Genomic DNA, 17,173 nt, shown 5'->3' on the forward strand with positions numbered 1-17,173 from the left:
ACCACGTGGTAAAAATGAAACACTGTTGTAAAAATGTGGTGCTCCTCATGCCCGTACCTGTTGCCGAACCGGCGCTTAACGGAATGCGCCTGAATTTGCGCATTGTCTCCATTGTCATGTTTAACTTCGCCAGCTATCTGACCATTGGGTTACCGCTCGCCGTGCTACCGGGCTATGTCCATGATGTGATGGGCTTTAGCGCCTTCTGGGCGGGGTTGGTTATCAGTCTGCAATATTTCGCCACGTTGCTGAGTCGTCCTCATGCCGGGCGTTATGCTGATTTGCTGGGGCCAAAAAAGATTGTCGTCTTCGGTTTGTGCGGCTGCTTTTTGAGCGGGCTGGGTTATCTGGTGGCTGGGTTAACCGCCAGTCTGCCAATTATCAGTCTGTTATTACTTTGCCTGGGGCGCGTGATTCTTGGGATTGGGCAAAGTTTTGCCGGAACGGGGTCGACACTGTGGGGCGTTGGCGTGGTCGGTTCGCTGCATATCGGACGAGTGATTTCGTGGAATGGCATTGTCACTTACGGAGCGATGGCGATGGGCGCGCCGTTAGGTGTGGTGTTTTATCACTGGGGCGGTTTGCAGGCGTTAGCATTAATCATTATGGGCGTGGCGCTGGTGGCTATTTTGTTGGCAATACCGCGTCCTACGGTGAAAGCCAGTAAAGGCAAACCTCTGCCGTTTCGCGCGGTGCTTGGGCGCGTCTGGCTGTACGGTATGGCGCTGGCGTTGGCTTCCGCCGGGTTTGGCGTTATCGCCACCTTTATCACGCTGTTTTATGACGCTAAAGGCTGGGACGGTGCGGCCTTCGCGCTGACGTTGTTTAGCTGTGCGTTTGTTGGAACGCGATTGTTATTCCCTAACGGCATAAACCGCATGGGTGGCTTAAACGTGGCGATGCTCTGTTTTAGTGTAGAGATAATCGGCCTGCTGCTGGTTGGCGTGGCGACTATGCCGTGGATGGCGAAAATCGGCGTCTTACTGGCGGGGGCGGGCTTTTCGCTGGTGTTCCCGGCATTGGGCGTAGTGGCGGTCAAAGCGGTGCCGCAGCAGAATCAGGGGGCGGCGCTGGCAACCTACACCGTATTTATGGATTTATCGCTTGGCGTGACCGGACCACTGGCAGGGCTGGTGATGAGTTGGGCGGGCGTACCGGTGATTTATCTGGCGGCGGCGGGGCTGGTCGCAATCGCGTTATTGCTGACGTGGCGATTAAAAAAACGGCCTCCGGTGGAAGCACCAGAGGCCGTTTCGTCATCTTAAAACTTACTGAATAACCAGCGTGTTAATGATGTTTTCTGCGGTGGTCTGCGCTTTTTGCTGATCGTCAGCAGGCAGTGTGATTTGCATTGTCAGCAGTTGGTTGCCCACGTTACCCAGAATGACGGAAGAGTACGCCGTCTGGCCTTTAGCAGAGATAACGCTGTCTAACTGCTGCATTTTGTGACCTTTCAGCTCAATGGCTTTGTTGGTCACCACTTGCAGCTGTGGATCGCGGCTACGTTGCTGATCTTCCAGACGCTTCGCCAGCACAGCCAGGTCTTCTTTCGGATCATCGCCCATAATAACAATCACCGCTTTCTGCCCGGTGGCGTCGGACCAGACGTGCATGTTATTGGCCTGTGTTCCCAGCTTACCGCTCTGGTCGGTCATATCCGCTGGCAGCGAGAAGCTTAACTTGCCATCAAGCAGGTTGACGGGATTCGCGGTAGCGTTACTTTCCGCGACTGTACCTTCCGCTGTAGTGTTAGTGTCTTTATCATCACAGGCCGCAAGCCCCATAACCAGCAGGCCAATTCCGACATATTTAACCAGATTGCGCATTGACATCTTCCTTTCGATAAACGGCCATAACGGCTCATTCATCCATCTTATCACAAGTCTGATAACGAACCTTTAACTGGCCTGCAAAGCGTTGATTTCGGATTTATCTGCCAGTCTTTTCAATAGCATATTGAGTAATACGCCATACATTGGCAGGAAAAAAACGATGCTGATTAACACTTTGAAACAGTAATCAACCAGCGCGATTTCCATCCAGTGTTCGGCCATAAAGGCATCCGGACTCCGCCAGAAAGCAATGAAGAAGAATGCCAGTGTATCGCTGACGTTACCAAACAGTGTGGACGCCGTCGGCGCCAGCCACCAGCGACGACTCTGACGCAGGCGGTTAAAGACATGCACGTCGAGGATCTGCCCCAGCGCGTAGGCCATAAAGCTGGCGGTAGCGATACGAGCGACAAACAGGTTGAAGTGGGCGAGAGCACCGAATCCCTGCCATGAACCCATATAGAACAGCGACGAGATGACATAGGAGATCAATAACGCCGGGATCATCACCGCAAAGATGATACGACGGGCCAGCGGTGCGCCAAAAATACGCACGGTCAGGTCGGTAGCAAGAAAAATAAACGGAAAGCTAAACGCGCCCCAGGTGGTATGAAAACCAAAAATGGAGACCGGAAGCTGAACCAGATAGTTACTGGAGGTGATCACCAGCAGATGAAATAACGATAACCAGAACAACGCCTTGTAGCGCAGTGGTTGTGTTGAAACGTTCATATTTTACCTTTTTGATTAACCATTGGGGTGAGGGAACCCAATACGTACGACACGCTATTTTACCTTGATTAAATAACGTTCTTACCCTTTTTTCGAGCCGCCGCATGATACTGCTTTACGTTGACAATGCAATGGTTAATTTTCACGCAATCGTTAACCTGGTTTGCTTACGGACTCACAGAGCGTAAACTAGCGCCGTTTTTTTATGTGATGAGAAGAAAATGACCGATCTCTTTTCCAGCCCTGACCACACACTCGACGCGCTTGGCCTGCGCTGCCCGGAACCGGTGATGATGGTGCGCAAAACCGTGCGCAATATGCAGCCTGGCGAAACGTTACTGATTATCGCCGATGATCCAGCCACGACCCGAGATATTCCTGGGTTTTGTACCTTTATGGAACACGAACTGGTTGCTAAAGAGACGGATGGCTTGCCTTATCGTTATTTGATTCGTAAAGGCGGTTGATAGGGGCTGATTGGCTTCGATGCCGCCTTTTCCTCACCCCCTAACCCTCTCCCCAGAGGGGCGAGGGGACCGATCGCGCTCAATGTTGCGGCTTGCAACTGGTTTGGTAGGACGGATAAAGCGTTCAAGCTGCATCTGCGAAACGGTGCACAATGCCTGATGCGACGCTGTCGCGTCTTATCATGCCTACGAGTTCGATGCTCTGTGTAGGCCAGATAAGGCGTTCACGCCGCATCCGGCATGCAGGTGTAATGGAATGCACAAATGGATTATTTAATTCCAGTTTGTCTGGGATTGCTGGGATTGCTCGCGATATTCGCCCCCAATTGGCTGATGCCTGTTTTTATCATCATGGGGGGATGGCTGGGGGTACTTGCCTGGGGTTGGCTCTGGCTAATGATATTTTTACCTTTACTTAACGGTGTCGGGCTTGCTTATGCCCTGTGGTTGATGTTCAAAAGGCCATCATTAGCATCCCGCCTGGTTGCTGCATTCAGTGTTATCTCCGTCATTCTGATGTTAGCGCTATATTACGCTTTCCTGACCATGCCGCCGTTCCCGCCTCAGCACTAAGCCTGATAGCCAGAGGCTATCAGGCAACACCTTTATCTCCTGCGCAACAACCTTAACGCATTCGCCGTTACCAGCACCGTCGCACCCGTATCTGCCAGCACCGCCAGCCACAGGCCGGTCATCCCTAACAGCGTCGTGACGAGGAAGATCCCTTTCAGCCCAAGCGCAATGGTGATGTTCTGGCGGATATTGGCGTGAGTGGCGCGCGCCAGTTCAATCATTTGCACCAGGCCGCGCAGGTGGTTATGGGTTAATGCAGCATCGGCGGTTTCCAGCGCCACGTCTGTGCCGCTGCCCATTGCAATCCCGATGGCGGCGGCTTTCATCGCTGGCGCGTCGTTAATACCGTCACCGACCATCGCCAGCGGCGCATGTTGATTCAGCTCGGTTACCGCTTTGACTTTATCTTCCGGCAATAGGCCCGCTTTAAATTCCAGCCCCAGTTCCCCGGCGATTGCCGCCGTTGCGCGTGGATTATCGCCAGTAAGGATCACCCCTTTGACGCCCAGCGCGTTCAGTTCATTGATAGCAGTTGCGGCATCGGCGCGCAGGGTGTCCTGCAATGCAATGACACCAAGTACGTCATCGTTACGTACCACCAGCACTACCGTTTGCCCGGCGCTTTCCAGTTCATTAATCAAACCAGCAAATGCATCAGCAGGATGTTTTCCGGCAGCGCAAATCAATACGCGCTCACCGTTAACCTGCGCTTCAATGCCAGACCCGACCAGCGCCCGCTGTGACTCGGCGGCGGGAATGGCGAGTGCAGCGACCTGCGCTTCACGAACTATGGCTTGCGCAAGTGGATGCGTGGCGCCTTGCTCGACCGCCGCCGCCAGTGTCAGCAGTTCAGATTCGCTAATACCCGTTGCCGGATGAATCGCGGTAACGCGCGGTTTACCGACGGTCAGCGTACCGGTTTTATCAAACGCCACCTGGGTAACGCGACCTAGCTGTTCCAGTGCCGCGCCACCTTTAATCAATGCCCCACGACGTGCCGCCGCCGCCAGCCCGGAGGTAATCGCCGCAGGCGTGGAGATAACTAACGCACACGGGCAACCAATCAGCAGCAGCGTCAGCCCTTTATAAATCCACTCTTGCCAGCTGGCGGCAAACAGCAGCGGTGGCACCAGCGTCACCAGCAGAGCGACAGCCATAATCGCGGGCGTATAGATACGGCTGAAACGATCGATAAACCGCTCAATGGGTGCGCGACGCTCTTCGGCCTCTTCGATCAGTTTCAGAATCCGGTCAATGGCGCTGGCACCCGGTTCTGACAGCACTTCCAGCGTCACCAGACGGTCTACGCTGGTGGCGCCTGCAGGAACTTTATCGCCCGTTGCGCGCTCCACCGGAATGGATTCGCCGGTCAGGGCGCTTTCATCAAAACTGGCAAACGGTGAGAGCAGTTTACCGTCGGCAGGCAAACGCCCACCTGCCGCAACTTCAATCACATCGCCAGGACGCAGGCTGTTTATTGCCACCTCTTCCCGCTCACCGTTACGCAGGCGCGTGGCGGTTTCTGGTTTCAGCGCCATTAACGCGCTGACCCCTTGACGTGCGCGGCTGGCGGCCCAGCCTTCCAGTCGTTCGCCAATCAAAAACAGCAGCAACACCATCGCAGCTTCAGCCGTTGCGCCAATAAACAGCGCACCAATGGCGGCTACGCTCATTAACGTTTCAATAGCAAAGTAACTGCCGGATTTGATCAGCCGTAATGCCTGACGAGCAATTGGGTACAGCCCAACCAGCGTGGTCGCGATAAACGCCAGTTGACCAAACGGATGATTGAACTGCTCCAGTCCCCAACTGATTGCCATCATCACGATAAGCGTAATCAGCGGCAGATTCTCTTTCAGGCGTGATTCTTGTGGTTCGTCGGTGGCCTGTTCATCGCGCAGGGAATAGCCTGCTTTTTGCACCGCAGATTCAACTTGTGCGCGGATGTCATTGTCGGCATCAACCACCAGCTTCTCGGTGGCAAACAACACCTGCACCTGATTCACGCCTGCAAGCTGGCGCACGGCATTTTCTACCTTGCGCGCACAGGCGGCACAGTCCATACCGCTGACTTTCCAGCTATAGCGATTGCCGGAGACGTTTTCAGAAAGGGGGGGCGTACTGGAACATGCGCCGTCGCAGCAACAGTCGTTGGCGTTCTTTACCGGTGTTAGCGGTTTGAACGCAGCAAATTGGGGGGCTTTCTTGCCGAGATTGTCAGGAGTCGACATGGCATCCTCCGGTTAAGTTTTTTCTCATTAACCGAAGGATACACTCTGGAGTTGACTCCAGAGTCAAGTTTTATCAGAGATACAGCGAGCGGACGATGAGGAAGTGACCGGCAAAGTAGCAGGCAGCAGCAATGGCGTTATCGGCCCGGAAGCGGCGGCGATAGTGGCTACCCAGCCAGACAAAGTTGCTGATAAACAGTAACGAAGCGCCGACAAACGCAGAGAGCGCCGGAGCGGTCGGACGGAAGAACCACAGTTCACCTGCCAGCCACACCATCACCAGCGTCATACCGACAAAGGTACAAATGGGCCAACGTAACTCTTCCAGGCGTGTCCAGATAATGGCCAGCAACAGCGCGCCCAGTACCAGCAACACCAGCGGCAATGGCCAGAAGAAAGAGAGCGTCATCTGGCTGGCGAAATAGATGGTGTACAGCAGGTGAGAGAGGAAAAATGCGCCAATGGCGTACATCAGACGCTGACGTGGTAATAGCGTTAGCGCATCGCCCAACAGCGACGCACATAGCCCCGCCAGTACCAGATAGCTAATGGCGTCGAACATCGGCGCTTGCCAGGCCAGTAATAGCAGGAGAAGAAGAGTTAACGGTTTAAACACCCAGCGTTGCCAGGTTGAACCACGATAGGAGGCATCCACAGATAGCCATGCGGAAAGACAGACAGCGATAAACGACCAAAGCATCTTAGTTCCTTGAATTCGTTATTATTTAGTAAGCGGAATGCCTACAGTCTTGCTATTCAGTTTAGTGGCGAGGGCGGACAGATGACAACACCATAACGGGCAGGGTATGCTTATTTCCGCATTTTCCGATAAGGTACAAAGATGAGTAAACCACCTCTTTTCTTTATTGTTATCATTGGCTTAATTGTTGTCGCTGCATCGTTTCGCTTTATGCAGCAGCGGCGGGAAAAAGTTGATAATGATATGGCACCGCTCCAGCAAAAGCTGGTGGTGGTGAGTAACAAGCGGGAAAAACCAATTAACGATCGCCGTTCGCGCCAGCAGGAAGTGACTCCGGCTGGCACCAGTATGCGCTATGAGGCAAGCTTCAAACCGCAAAGCGGTGGACTGGAGCAGACGTTCCGCCTCGACGCCCAGCAGTACCACGCCCTGACAGTGGGCGATAAAGGTACGCTGAGCTATAAAGGCACGCGTTTTGTCAGCTTTGTTGGCGAACAATAAGGTTATTTTTTAACTTTAAATTTCTTCTGCCAGGCCAGCAGTTCAAACACGCCGAAAAGGAAAATACGCACCTTTTCGGCGGTGGTAAGCTGCGGACCATCCTTCGGCAAAGTGGATTTCAATAGCGCCAGCTGCATACCATGCATCAGCACGGTAAAAATCAGCGCCACGTTAACGAAAATATTCAGCGGTCGCGGAAATGGCTGAACAAGATTGAGGATTAAAAATCCCCATACGCAAAGCATTAACAAACGTCCAATATTAATCAGCATCACTTTCTCCTTGTGTTTCACGCTGATACAACCGATAAGCAACTTGACCCGCCACTTTTTCCCGATATAACGACCAGTTTGCCGGAACTGTAGGCAGACCGTTTTCGACTTCGCTCTCGACATATATCCAGGCTTCGTCAGCCAGCCAGCCGTTGTCTTCCAGTAAATTAATGGTTTCTTCCAACAAGCCTCGGCGGAATGGCGGATCGACAAACACGATATTATGCGGTGTGCCTTTTTGCGCCAGGAATGACATTGCATTGCTGTTAACCACCCGCGCATTATCTGCTTTCAGGGTTGCCAGATTCTTGATTAATTGCTGATGCACCGCACGATCCATCTCAATCAGCGTGGCGCCCGCAGCGTAGCGAGACAAGGCTTCCAGCCCCAGCGCGCCGCTACCGGCGAAGCAATCCAGACATTGCGCATCGACGATAACCGGAGCCAGCCAGTTAAATAACGTTTCGCGCACGCGATCGGTGGTGGGGCGCAGGCCTGGGCTGTCCGGAACCGGGAGTTTACGGCCTCGCCACTGCCCGCCAATAATGCGGATTTGGCCGCTACCGGAATGATTCGGTTTTTTCATGATAAATTGCTCAATCCGCCAGATAACACATAATTGCAGGCGGTGATGTGTATTCAGTTAAGTGATAGACTATTTCATCATTTTTTTAGCTGCTATGTACATAGCGTTAACGCTGTGCCATGAAGCAACAGCGAGGAGTGTAGTCGCAGATGGCGAAAGAAAAAAAACGTGGCTTTTTTTCCTGGCTGGGCTTTGGTCAAAAAGAGCAGACCCCGGAAAAAGAGACAGAAGTCCAAAATGATCAATCGGTTGTAGAAGAAACTGTCCAGGCTGAAGAGCCTGCGAAGGTTGCTGAACAACCTGTTGAGGAGTTGCCGCAGGCCCATACTGAAGCCGAGGCGGAAACTTTTGCTGCCGAAGTGGTGGAAGTGACTGAACAGGTTGTCGAAAGCGAGAAAGTGCAGCCTGAAGCTGTTATCGAAGCGGAAGTCAGTGCGCAGCCAGAACCCGTAGTGGAAGAATCGCCAGCACCGGTAGTTGAACCTGAAGTTACGCCGGAGCCAGTGGCTATTGAACGTGAAGAGCTGCCATTGCCGGAAGACGTCAACGCCGAAGAGGTTTCGCCAGAAGAGTGGCAGGCCGAAGCGGAAACCGTGGAGATTGTCGAAGCGGCGCAAGAAGAAGCGGCTAAAGAAGAAATCACCGACGAAGAGCTGGAAGCACAGGCGCTGGCTGCCGAAGCGGCAGAAGAGGCGGTGATGGTGGTTCCTCCGGCAGAAGAAGAGCAGCCGGTGGAAGAAATTGCCCAGGAGCAAGAAAAACCGACCAAAGAAGGTTTCTTCGCGCGCCTGAAACGCAGCCTGTTAAAAACCAAAGAAAATCTCGGTTCCGGATTTATCAGCCTGTTCCGCGGTAAAAAAATCGACGATGATCTGTTTGAAGAGCTGGAAGAGCAGCTTTTGATCGCCGATGTGGGTGTGGAAACCACGCGTAAAATCATCACCAATCTGACGGAAGGCGCATCCCGCAAGCAGCTTCGTGACGCCGAGGCGCTCTATGGCCTGCTGAAAGAAGAGATGGGCGAGATTCTGGCGAAAGTCGATGAACCACTGAACGTCGAAGGCAAAGCGCCGTTTGTGATCCTGATGGTGGGCGTCAATGGCGTGGGGAAAACCACGACGATTGGCAAGCTGGCGCGTCAGTTTGAACAGCAAGGTAAATCTGTGATGCTGGCGGCGGGCGATACTTTCCGTGCGGCAGCAGTTGAGCAGCTTCAGGTCTGGGGTCAGCGCAACAATATCCCGGTGATTGCCCAGCATACAGGTGCGGATTCCGCCTCTGTTATCTTCGACGCCATTCAGGCTGCGAAGGCGCGTAATGTTGATGTTCTGATTGCCGATACCGCCGGACGCTTGCAGAACAAATCGCACTTGATGGAAGAGCTGAAGAAAATCGTCCGCGTGATGAAGAAACTCGACGTTGAAGCCCCGCATGAAGTTATGCTGACTATCGACGCCAGCACCGGGCAGAATGCGGTAAGCCAGGCCAAACTGTTTCACGAAGCGGTTGGCTTAACCGGCATCACGTTAACGAAACTGGACGGCACGGCGAAAGGCGGGGTAATTTTCTCGGTGGCTGACCAGTTTGGTATTCCTATCCGCTATATTGGTGTCGGCGAACGTATTGAGGATTTGCGTCCGTTTAAAGCGGACGACTTTATAGAGGCACTTTTTGCCCGAGAGGATTAACAATGATTCGCTTTGAACATGTCAGCAAGGCTTATCTCGGTGGGAGACAGGCGCTGCAGGGCGTTACGTTTCATATGCAGCCGGGTGAGATGGCGTTTCTGACCGGTCATTCCGGTGCAGGGAAAAGTACCCTCCTGAAGCTGATCTGTGGGATTGAGCGGCCAAGCGCCGGGAAAATCTGGTTTAGCGGCCATGACATCACGCGTCTGAAAAACCGTGAAGTTCCGTTTCTGCGCCGCCAGATCGGCATGATTTTCCAGGATCACCATCTACTGATGGACCGTACTGTCTATGATAACGTGGCGATCCCGTTGATTATCGCCGGTGCCAGCGGTGACGATATTCGTCGCCGTGTATCGGCGGCGCTGGACAAAGTCGGGCTACTGGACAAAGCGAAAAACTTTCCAATACAGCTTTCTGGCGGTGAACAGCAGCGCGTTGGCATTGCCCGCGCGGTGGTGAACAAACCTGCGGTACTGCTGGCGGACGAACCGACCGGTAACCTGGATGATGCGCTGTCAGAAGGGATTTTACGTCTGTTTGAAGAGTTTAATCGCGTTGGGGTAACAGTATTGATGGCAACACACGACATCAACCTGATTTCACGACGTTCCTATCGCATGCTCACCCTGAGCGATGGTCACTTGCATGGAGGCGTGGGCCATGAATAAGCGCGATGCAATCAATCATATCCGGCAGTTTGGCGGGCGTCTTGATCGCTTCCGTAAATCGGCTGGCGGCTCTGGCGACGGTGGGCGTAACGCGCCGAAACGCGCGAAGTCCTCGCCAAAACCGGCAAATCGCAAAACCAACGTTTTCAACGAACAGGTGCGCTATGCGTTCCACGGCGCTTTGCAGGATCTGAAAAGCAAACCGTTCGCCACGTTTCTAACCGTGATGGTCATCGCCATCTCCCTGACGCTGCCAAGCGTCTGTTATATGGTGTACAAAAACGTTAACCAGGCGGCGACGCAGTATTATCCGTCACCACAAATCACCGTTTATCTACAAAAAACACTGGATGATGACGCCGCTGCGGGCGTGGTGGCGCAGCTACAGGCCGAGCAGGGCGTGGAGAAAGTGAACTATCTTTCTCGTGAAGACGCACTGGGCGAGTTCCGTAACTGGTCTGGTTTTGGTGGTGCGCTGGATATGCTGGAAGAAAACCCACTTCCGGCAGTGGCAGTGGTAATCCCGAAACTCGATTTCCAGGGGACGGAGTCACTGAATACGCTGCGCGATCGTATCACGCAGATTAACGGCATTGACGAAGTGCGGATGGATGACAGCTGGTTTGCCCGTCTGGCGGCGTTGACCGGGCTGGTCGGGCGCGTTTCGGCGATGATCGGCGTATTGATGGTGGCGGCCGTGTTCCTCGTCATCGGCAACAGCGTACGTCTGAGCATCTTTGCTCGCCGTGACTCCATCAACGTGCAGAAACTGATTGGTGCGACGGATGGTTTCATCCTTCGCCCGTTCCTGTACGGCGGTGCACTGCTGGGATTTTCTGGCGCATTGTTGTCATTAATTTTGTCAGAAATTCTGGTACTGCGTTTGTCGTCAGCGGTGGCGGAAGTGGCGCAGGTTTTCGGAACTAAGTTTGATATCAATGGCTTATCGTTCGATGAATGTCTGCTTTTGCTGCTGGTGTGTTCGATGATTGGCTGGGTGGCAGCCTGGCTTGCCACGGTACAACATTTACGCCATTTTACGCCTGAATAATAAAAGCGTGTTATACTCTTTCCCTGCAATGGGTTCCGTAGCAGGGAAAGAGACCCCGTTGTCTCTTCCCGGTATTTCATCTCTATGTCACATTTTGTGCGTAATTTATTCACAGCGTTGCATTGAACTTGTGGATAAAATCACGGTCTGATAAAACAGTGAATGATAACCTCATTGCTCTTAAGCTCTGGCACAGTTGTTGCTACCACTGAGGCGCCAGAAGATATCGATTGAGAGGATTTGAATGACTGACAAAATGCAAAGTTTAGCTTTAGCCCCAGTTGGCAACCTGGATTCCTACATCCGGGCAGCTAACGCGTGGCCGATGTTGTCGGCTGACGAGGAGCGGGCGCTGGCTGAAAAGCTGCATTACCATGGCGATCTGGAAGCAGCTAAAACGCTGATCCTGTCTCACCTGCGGTTTGTTGTTCATATTGCTCGTAATTATGCGGGCTATGGCCTGCCACAGGCGGATTTGATTCAGGAAGGTAACATCGGCCTGATGAAAGCAGTGCGCCGTTTTAACCCGGAAGTGGGTGTGCGCCTGGTCTCCTTCGCCGTTCACTGGATCAAAGCAGAGATCCACGAATACGTTCTGCGTAACTGGCGTATCGTCAAAGTTGCGACCACCAAAGCGCAGCGCAAACTGTTCTTCAACCTGCGTAAAACCAAGCAGCGTCTGGGCTGGTTTAACCAGGATGAAGTCGAAATGGTGGCCCGTGAACTGGGCGTAACCAGCAAAGACGTGCGTGAGATGGAGTCGCGTATGGCGGCACAGGACATGACCTTTGACCTGTCTTCCGACGACGATTCCGACAGCCAGCCGATGGCTCCGGTGCTCTATCTGCAGGATAAATCATCTAACTTTGCCGACGGCATTGAAGATGATAACTGGGAAGAGCAGGCGGCAAACCGCCTGACCGACGCGATGCAAGGTCTGGACGAGCGTAGCCAGGACATCATCCGCGCGCGCTGGCTGGACGAAGACAACAAGTCCACGTTGCAGGAACTGGCTGACCGTTACGGTGTTTCCGCTGAGCGTGTGCGCCAGCTGGAGAAGAACGCGATGAAAAAACTTCGCGCTGCTATTGAAGCGTAACTGCACAACGCGTTAAGTTGTCACAGATAACCCCTGGATTTGAGTCCGGGGGTTTTTGTTTACGCTATCTTGTAGGACAAGAGATACATCCGGCATTTGTTCTTTACAGGAAATTATAGCCTTTCAACATTTCCTTGATGTCTTCAACGATCGCGTCGTTTGGCATATGAATTGGTCTACGGGTAATACCGGCCTTCACCCCCATCAGGTTTAATGCTTCTTTCATTACTGCAGGTGCGGTCATTTTCTTGATCGTCATGCGCAGTGCATCCATTTTATTACGCTCTTCCTGCGCTTTATCCAGTTCACCGGCCATGAAGTAGTTATATAAATTGACTTCAATAGTAGGCAGAACATTCGATGTTGCAGCGACAGCAGCCACAGAACCTTCTTTAAATGCATCCAGCATTAACGAGTCAGAGCCGTTTAATACCTTAAAGTTTTTATGTTTAGCGATTTCCAGATACTGTTTCTGGACTTCGAATTTACCGCTACTGTCTTTTATCGCTACGATATTTTTGATATCGGCTAAACGATTTGCCGTTTCGTATTCAATGCTTAATCCTGTCTGGCCCGGCAGGTTATAGAGAATGATGGGCGCCGTTGTGCTGAAGGCAATATCATAATAGTGACGGTATAAATCTTCCTGATTTGGTACAAGATAGTACGGCGTGACAACAGAAATATAATCGGCGCCCGCATCAACTAAACGCTTAGTCAATTCGATAGTTTGTTTTGTGCTGCAGCACCCAGCACCTGCACAAATGGTAACTTCATTACCGACCTCTTCAACGACGGCTTTTGTTAACTCAACTTTTTCGTCATCGGAAAGCAAATGAAATTCACCATTAGTTCCGCAAATGAATAAGCCATGAACACCTTTGTCAACTAACCAGCGCGCCATTTTTTTCGCCGCCGCGATATCCATTTTTTCCATTTCATCGAAAGGTGTTACCATTGCGGTAATAATCCCTTTTAGCTCTTTCATTACTCTTTCTCCAGTTCCTGTAATACGTTTTTAATAGAAATTTGCATAGTGTTATGGTCGGCCTCATCAGTAAATGAAGCGGCATGAGGGGTAATAGAGTAGTTTTTAAGTTCTGTGAGTTCTTTTGAACGTTCTTTCAGTTCAATATCTTCACTGGCAAAAGCAATTTTCTGATTGCTAAGTGCGGTATATAAACTTTCCTCATCGACCAATCCCCCCCTGGCAGTATTGATTAAAATGGATGAAGACTTCATTTTCTCAAATACAGAGTCGTTAATTATATTGCGAGTGCTGCCCAGTAAAGGTAAATGCAGAGAAATGATATCGCTGTACTGATATATTTCATCAGGTGATTTAAGTTCTATATAGGATGGAACTTTGTTTTTATCAATATAGGGATCATGAGCAGTAATTGTCATTCCCATAGAATGAGCAATATGGGCAACATGTTGACCAATTGCACCAAGTCCAATTAATCCCAGAGTTTTTTGATGGAGCTCATAACCGACAAGTCTGACGTCCTTTCCATTTCTTGCCTGACTCTCAATTTCAACATATTTTCTGGAACTGGAGAGCATCATCAGGATTGCCATTTCTGCAACAGAAATAGAGTTAGCATTAAGAGCTTTATGTACAACGATGCCTTTACTGTTTGCGTAATCGACATCTATGTTGTCTAACCCTACTCCATATTTTGAAATAACCTTCAGGTTTTTAGCCTGATCAATGACTTCTCTGTCCAGAGGATCGTTTCCGGTGATAATAGCATTTGCGTCTTTAATTTTCTCGATGAGTTCTTCCTTGCTATATCGACCTCCACTGTTATTACATTCAACGTGATAACCTGCGGATTTTAATTTATCAATATAGACCTTGCCTTTACCCACAAAAGGCCGGGGAGTGATAATTATCTTTTTCATTTTATAAAAGGCCAAAGAAAGAAAATGCCAGACTCAAAACAAGAATAGTGACCAGAATACGTAAGAAATGTGGGCCACATTTCTGTATGTAAAAATAAATACCCAACACGGCAATAAGTGGCAACATGTTAGGGACAATTTTATCTAGCATATCCTGTAAAACGATGGTATTGCCACCGCCGGTTGTGATGTGTAATGGTGTCTTAATTTTTACATATGTTGCTGAAAGTGCCCCCATCATCAACAGCCCGAACATTCCAGCACCTTCAATAATTCGATGTATGCTCCCGGAATGCAAAATTTCCAGAATTGATTCTTTCCCTTTTTTATAGCCGATATTAAGTGCAAATCGACTGGCGAAGAACATATAACTAACCTGGTAAATCAGGGGGAGAAGTGCGGCAATAACATATCCCTGAATAACAAACGGGATACAGACACCAATAACAATGGGGCGCAATGTACCAAAGTCTAACGTGTCACCAATACCCGAGACAGGCCCCATAAGACCGGTTTTTAAACCCGTAACAAGTTGTGTTGTTGATTCACGTTGTTCTTCTGATTCTTGGGCCGCTTTTTCCTCCAGCGCAATACTAATACCAGCGATAACCGAGCCCCAGTTAGCCTGTGTGTTGAACATGGTTAAATGGCGCTGTAAGGCTTTGGCGAGATCTTTTTCATCCGGGTATAGCTTCGCCAATACGCCGGTCATTGCATTGCAAAATGCCAGTGCTTGTAAACGTTCAAAGTTCAACGATGTTTCAGAGAACGCGTGCCATTTTAGCCAAACAATCTGAACATCTCTTTTCGTAATAGGGGAGGATTCTGAGTATCCTGACTCAATTATATTATCCATTTTTAGTTCCTTTTGTATTTTGTGACTGCATATATAAGAGGACGGCACACAGTCCAAAAATAGAGATGCCAATGGTATTCAAGCCTGAATAGGTCACGAGGAAAAAGCCAATAATGAACAGAGGGATGTATTGTTTCTTACCGATAACAATGATGGTTATCGCAAAACCAAGTGCGGGCAGAATATTACCGGCAATTGCCAGGCCATTCGTCGACCAGGTGGGAAGCAGGTTTACAAAAGAGGCAATGGCATCCGGGCCATACAGGCAGGCGATGAATACCGGTACAAAACGCATCGGAAAGGCTAACAGGAGAGGATATATTGTGGCTGCGCGTTGGATGCCTTTGATATCTCCTTTTTCTGCGTAGCGATCAGCCATGTGGACAAATGTGGTATTCAGTGTTTTGCGTACGTTTTCCAGAACCACGCCGAGCAATCCCAGTGGAATAGCCAAAGAGATAGCAATTTCTGGTTTAATACCTGCGGTAAGTGCAATTGGAATTGCTATACACGAGGCTAGACCTTCATCTGCAGGAGGATTTCCACCCGGGGCAATACTCCCGATATAGATCATCTGTAAGGTGGCTCCAACAGATAAAGCAGTTGGCATATCATTAAAGATTAGCCCCATAATAGGTGCTATCGATAATGGCATACGCATAATAGAAAAGCCGTACCATACTTTTGCTTGGGATATCCAATATACCAGGGCAATCATTGCTGCTGTAAAAATAGACATAAGCTCCTCTCCTTAATTAAGGTAACTTATTTTTGATTTTTTGTAGGCTGGCAGGATCTTCTTCAGGAATAGTTTGGAAATAAACTTTGATATTCTTATCTTCGATGATTTGAAGTTTGTCGGCATCTTCGTGATTGAGTGATATTTGGTTGAAAACTATTTTTCTTCCTGGAGTATTTTCAACACCACCGACTTGTAATTCTTCTAACATCAAACCACCTTGTATGGTTTTTAATGCAGAATCGATCGATTTGAAAAGAATTAGTAATTTACCTTCGTAGAAACTATTGCTGTTCCAGCGTTGTAACGTATCTTCAATGGAGGTCATTATAACTTCAACACCACTTGGCGCTGCCATCTTATAGACTTCAGCCAGGAAAGGATCGCGTGACAAGGGATCATCAATAACAATTATTTTATTTGCATCACTCCTTTTTAGCCATTTTGTTATGACTTGTCCATGAATTAAACGGTAATCAATACGGGCATGTACTATACTCATAGTTTATCATCCTTTATTAAAACAATAAGTTTGAATCATCTCTTTACCAGCATCATGTACATGCTGAATATATTCATCAAAGGACAGTTCTTCGTCAGAATCCTGTAACATGTTGGCTTCAATTAACATTGCCAGATTGACACCGCTGATGCAGCGAATGGGAAATTCTCGGGAAAGAAGGTAGGCGATATTTGAAGGTGTACCGCCATAAATATCCGTAAATATGATTGTTTCTACATCAGGATTGAGTATGGCTTTTACTTGTTGCATAAGCGTTTCAGGTGACATCCCCGGCATCAGAGAAATAGCTGTGGTATGCGGTGTTTTACCTACAATCATTTCGCTGCTGGCGAGTAAAGCATTCCCTGCCTCACCGTGTGTCAGAATTATAATATTGAACTGATTCAAATGATAAATTCCTTTTAATATATACAGAGGACAGATAAGAGATAATATTCAATATATGAATGTTTTTATCTTTCCGAAAAGTAGTCTTTGGTCTGTGATTTATATTATTTTTTCTTTGACGATAATGTTAGCAAGATCACAGTTGATAGCATTAGCGAAAATTGCTAATAAATTGTTTGTAATAAAAAAACAGGACTTATAACGTGTTATCCATCATAATTAATGATAATTTAATGTATTTATATTCATTTAATGAATGAGTTATCGTGAACCAAAAATACGTCGAATAAATAAATCAATACTTATGATTTATAAAAATTATATATAAGAAAGAGAACGTACAACGCTTAAAGAAGA

Annotated in this window: 20 protein-coding genes; 8 read left to right on the forward strand and 12 right to left on the reverse strand. The window is 49.4% G+C overall.

Going from position 1 to position 17,173, the window contains the following annotated elements; translation table 11 throughout:
* The first annotated feature begins 14 nt into the window (after positions 1-14).
* On the forward strand, positions 15-1,265 hold the full coding sequence (locus FEK47_RS18050; protein WP_135405466.1) for an MFS transporter: 1,251 nt from the start codon (positions 15-17) through the stop codon (positions 1,263-1,265).
* A 3-nt stretch (positions 1,266-1,268) separates the two neighbouring features.
* On the opposite strand, the gene dcrB is transcribed toward FEK47_RS18050, so the two are convergent.
* Both dcrB and FEK47_RS18060 read right to left on the reverse strand, forming a co-directional pair.
* The gene (gene dcrB / locus FEK47_RS18055) at positions 1,269-1,826 is read right to left on the reverse strand and encodes a phage sensitivity protein DcrB (protein ID WP_130221346.1); all 558 of its coding nucleotides are present in this window, start codon (positions 1,824-1,826) and stop codon (positions 1,269-1,271) included.
* Between the two features lie 72 nt (positions 1,827-1,898).
* Entirely contained in the window at positions 1,899-2,564 is a 666-nt protein-coding gene (locus FEK47_RS18060; RefSeq protein ID WP_130221347.1) for a 7-cyano-7-deazaguanine/7-aminomethyl-7-deazaguanine transporter, read from the reverse strand.
* A 221-nt stretch (positions 2,565-2,785) separates the two neighbouring features.
* On the opposite strand from FEK47_RS18060, the gene tusA reads away from it, so the two are divergent.
* Together tusA and FEK47_RS18070 are read left to right on the forward strand one after the other, a co-directional pair.
* Positions 2,786-3,031: a sulfurtransferase TusA gene (gene tusA, locus FEK47_RS18065; protein WP_000130621.1), complete on the forward strand. Its 246-nt coding sequence runs from the start codon at positions 2,786-2,788 to the stop codon at positions 3,029-3,031.
* Between the two features lie 264 nt (positions 3,032-3,295).
* Positions 3,296-3,604, forward strand: a complete 309-nt coding sequence (locus FEK47_RS18070; RefSeq protein ID WP_130221348.1) for a hypothetical protein — start codon at positions 3,296-3,298, stop codon at positions 3,602-3,604.
* A gap of 32 nt (positions 3,605-3,636) precedes the next feature.
* On the opposite strand, the gene zntA is transcribed toward FEK47_RS18070, so the two are convergent.
* Together zntA and FEK47_RS18080 are read right to left on the reverse strand one after the other, a co-directional pair.
* Positions 3,637-5,835, reverse strand: a complete 2,199-nt coding sequence (zntA, locus tag FEK47_RS18075; RefSeq protein WP_135487113.1) for a Zn(II)/Cd(II)/Pb(II) translocating P-type ATPase ZntA — start codon at positions 5,833-5,835, stop codon at positions 3,637-3,639.
* A gap of 73 nt (positions 5,836-5,908) precedes the next feature.
* The gene (locus FEK47_RS18080) at positions 5,909-6,535 is read right to left on the reverse strand and encodes a lysoplasmalogenase (RefSeq protein ID WP_064527705.1); all 627 of its coding nucleotides are present in this window, start codon (positions 6,533-6,535) and stop codon (positions 5,909-5,911) included.
* A 141-nt stretch (positions 6,536-6,676) separates the two neighbouring features.
* Between FEK47_RS18080 and FEK47_RS18085 the strand changes: the two genes are divergently transcribed.
* A complete protein-coding gene (locus FEK47_RS18085) occupies positions 6,677-7,036 on the forward strand; it encodes a DUF2500 domain-containing protein (RefSeq protein WP_130258728.1) in 360 nt (119 codons plus the stop codon).
* 2 nt (positions 7,037-7,038) lie between these two features.
* Here the strand turns inward: FEK47_RS18085 and FEK47_RS18090 are convergent, their stop codons facing one another.
* Together FEK47_RS18090 and rsmD are read right to left on the reverse strand one after the other, a co-directional pair.
* Entirely contained in the window at positions 7,039-7,308 is a 270-nt protein-coding gene (locus tag FEK47_RS18090; RefSeq protein WP_089635439.1) for a DUF1145 family protein, read from the reverse strand.
* Entirely contained in the window at positions 7,298-7,894 is a 597-nt protein-coding gene (gene rsmD / locus FEK47_RS18095; protein ID WP_130209084.1) for a 16S rRNA (guanine(966)-N(2))-methyltransferase, read from the reverse strand. Before rsmD ends, FEK47_RS18090 begins: the two co-directional genes overlap by 11 nt.
* A 149-nt stretch (positions 7,895-8,043) precedes the next feature.
* Between rsmD and ftsY the strand changes: the two genes are divergently transcribed.
* The 4 genes from ftsY (at position 8,044) to rpoH (ending at position 12,403) form a co-directional block, all read left to right on the forward strand.
* Positions 8,044-9,582, forward strand: coding sequence for a signal recognition particle-docking protein FtsY (ftsY, locus tag FEK47_RS18100; RefSeq protein WP_138183311.1), 1,539 nt, complete (start codon positions 8,044-8,046; stop codon positions 9,580-9,582).
* A 2-nt stretch (positions 9,583-9,584) separates the two neighbouring features.
* On the forward strand, positions 9,585-10,253 hold the full coding sequence (gene ftsE / locus FEK47_RS18105) for a cell division ATP-binding protein FtsE (RefSeq protein WP_000617723.1): 669 nt from the start codon (positions 9,585-9,587) through the stop codon (positions 10,251-10,253).
* The gene (gene ftsX / locus FEK47_RS18110; protein WP_130209080.1) at positions 10,246-11,304 is read left to right on the forward strand and encodes a permease-like cell division protein FtsX; all 1,059 of its coding nucleotides are present in this window, start codon (positions 10,246-10,248) and stop codon (positions 11,302-11,304) included. The genes ftsE and ftsX overlap by 8 nt, the downstream gene beginning before the upstream one ends.
* Positions 11,305-11,548: 244 nt before the next feature.
* Complete coding sequence (gene rpoH, locus FEK47_RS18115; RefSeq protein ID WP_000130217.1) at positions 11,549-12,403, forward strand: RNA polymerase sigma factor RpoH; 855 nt, start codon at positions 11,549-11,551, stop codon at positions 12,401-12,403.
* 103 nt (positions 12,404-12,506) lie between these two features.
* On the opposite strand, the gene dapA is transcribed toward rpoH, so the two are convergent.
* From dapA to FEK47_RS18145, 6 genes are read right to left on the reverse strand one after another with little or no spacing between them, the layout of a single operon-like run.
* On the reverse strand, positions 12,507-13,391 hold the full coding sequence (gene dapA, locus FEK47_RS18120) for a 4-hydroxy-tetrahydrodipicolinate synthase (RefSeq protein WP_135487115.1): 885 nt from the start codon (positions 13,389-13,391) through the stop codon (positions 12,507-12,509).
* The gene (locus FEK47_RS18125) at positions 13,391-14,311 is read right to left on the reverse strand and encodes a phosphoglycerate dehydrogenase (protein WP_135487116.1); all 921 of its coding nucleotides are present in this window, start codon (positions 14,309-14,311) and stop codon (positions 13,391-13,393) included. The genes dapA and FEK47_RS18125 overlap by 1 nt, the downstream gene beginning before the upstream one ends.
* A 1-nt stretch (position 14,312) precedes the next feature.
* The gene (locus FEK47_RS18130) at positions 14,313-15,167 is read right to left on the reverse strand and encodes a PTS system mannose/fructose/sorbose family transporter subunit IID (RefSeq protein ID WP_000368745.1); all 855 of its coding nucleotides are present in this window, start codon (positions 15,165-15,167) and stop codon (positions 14,313-14,315) included.
* Entirely contained in the window at positions 15,160-15,906 is a 747-nt protein-coding gene (locus FEK47_RS18135) for a PTS sugar transporter subunit IIC (RefSeq protein ID WP_135487117.1), read from the reverse strand. The genes FEK47_RS18130 and FEK47_RS18135 overlap by 8 nt, the downstream gene beginning before the upstream one ends.
* A 16-nt stretch (positions 15,907-15,922) precedes the next feature.
* A complete protein-coding gene (locus FEK47_RS18140; RefSeq protein ID WP_000029256.1) occupies positions 15,923-16,408 on the reverse strand; it encodes a PTS sugar transporter subunit IIB in 486 nt (161 codons plus the stop codon).
* Positions 16,409-16,414: 6 nt separating this feature from the next.
* Positions 16,415-16,816 carry a PTS sugar transporter subunit IIA gene (locus FEK47_RS18145; protein ID WP_135487118.1) on the reverse strand — a complete coding sequence of 134 codons (402 nt, stop codon included), beginning with the start codon at positions 16,814-16,816 and terminating at the stop codon, positions 16,415-16,417.
* Between the last annotated feature and the right edge of the window lie 357 nt (positions 16,817-17,173).

Source organism: Escherichia sp. E3659 (assembly GCF_005781135.1).
In the GTDB taxonomy this organism is placed as follows: Bacteria; Pseudomonadota; Gammaproteobacteria; order Enterobacterales; family Enterobacteriaceae; genus Escherichia.

Coding starts and splice junctions, on each gene's coding strand:
- FEK47_RS18050 (WP_135405466.1), top strand. CDS start 15: ATGAAACACTGTTGTAAAAATGTGGTGCTCCTCATGCCCGTACCTGTT.
- dcrB (WP_130221346.1), bottom strand. CDS start 1,826: ATGCGCAATCTGGTTAAATATGTCGGAATTGGCCTGCTGGTTATGGGG.
- FEK47_RS18060 (WP_130221347.1), bottom strand. CDS start 2,564: ATGAACGTTTCAACACAACCACTGCGCTACAAGGCGTTGTTCTGGTTA.
- tusA (WP_000130621.1), top strand. CDS start 2,786: ATGACCGATCTCTTTTCCAGCCCTGACCACACACTCGACGCGCTTGGC.
- FEK47_RS18070 (WP_130221348.1), top strand. CDS start 3,296: ATGGATTATTTAATTCCAGTTTGTCTGGGATTGCTGGGATTGCTCGCG.
- zntA (WP_135487113.1), bottom strand. CDS start 5,835: ATGTCGACTCCTGACAATCTCGGCAAGAAAGCCCCCCAATTTGCTGCG.
- FEK47_RS18080 (WP_064527705.1), bottom strand. CDS start 6,535: ATGCTTTGGTCGTTTATCGCTGTCTGTCTTTCCGCATGGCTATCTGTG.
- FEK47_RS18085 (WP_130258728.1), top strand. CDS start 6,677: ATGAGTAAACCACCTCTTTTCTTTATTGTTATCATTGGCTTAATTGTT.
- FEK47_RS18090 (WP_089635439.1), bottom strand. CDS start 7,308: ATGCTGATTAATATTGGACGTTTGTTAATGCTTTGCGTATGGGGATTT.
- rsmD (WP_130209084.1), bottom strand. CDS start 7,894: ATGAAAAAACCGAATCATTCCGGTAGCGGCCAAATCCGCATTATTGGC.
- ftsY (WP_138183311.1), top strand. CDS start 8,044: ATGGCGAAAGAAAAAAAACGTGGCTTTTTTTCCTGGCTGGGCTTTGGT.
- ftsE (WP_000617723.1), top strand. CDS start 9,585: ATGATTCGCTTTGAACATGTCAGCAAGGCTTATCTCGGTGGGAGACAG.
- ftsX (WP_130209080.1), top strand. CDS start 10,246: ATGAATAAGCGCGATGCAATCAATCATATCCGGCAGTTTGGCGGGCGT.
- rpoH (WP_000130217.1), top strand. CDS start 11,549: ATGACTGACAAAATGCAAAGTTTAGCTTTAGCCCCAGTTGGCAACCTG.
- dapA (WP_135487115.1), bottom strand. CDS start 13,391: ATGAAAGAGCTAAAAGGGATTATTACCGCAATGGTAACACCTTTCGAT.
- FEK47_RS18125 (WP_135487116.1), bottom strand. CDS start 14,311: ATGAAAAAGATAATTATCACTCCCCGGCCTTTTGTGGGTAAAGGCAAG.
- FEK47_RS18130 (WP_000368745.1), bottom strand. CDS start 15,167: ATGGATAATATAATTGAGTCAGGATACTCAGAATCCTCCCCTATTACG.
- FEK47_RS18135 (WP_135487117.1), bottom strand. CDS start 15,906: ATGTCTATTTTTACAGCAGCAATGATTGCCCTGGTATATTGGATATCC.
- FEK47_RS18140 (WP_000029256.1), bottom strand. CDS start 16,408: ATGAGTATAGTACATGCCCGTATTGATTACCGTTTAATTCATGGACAA.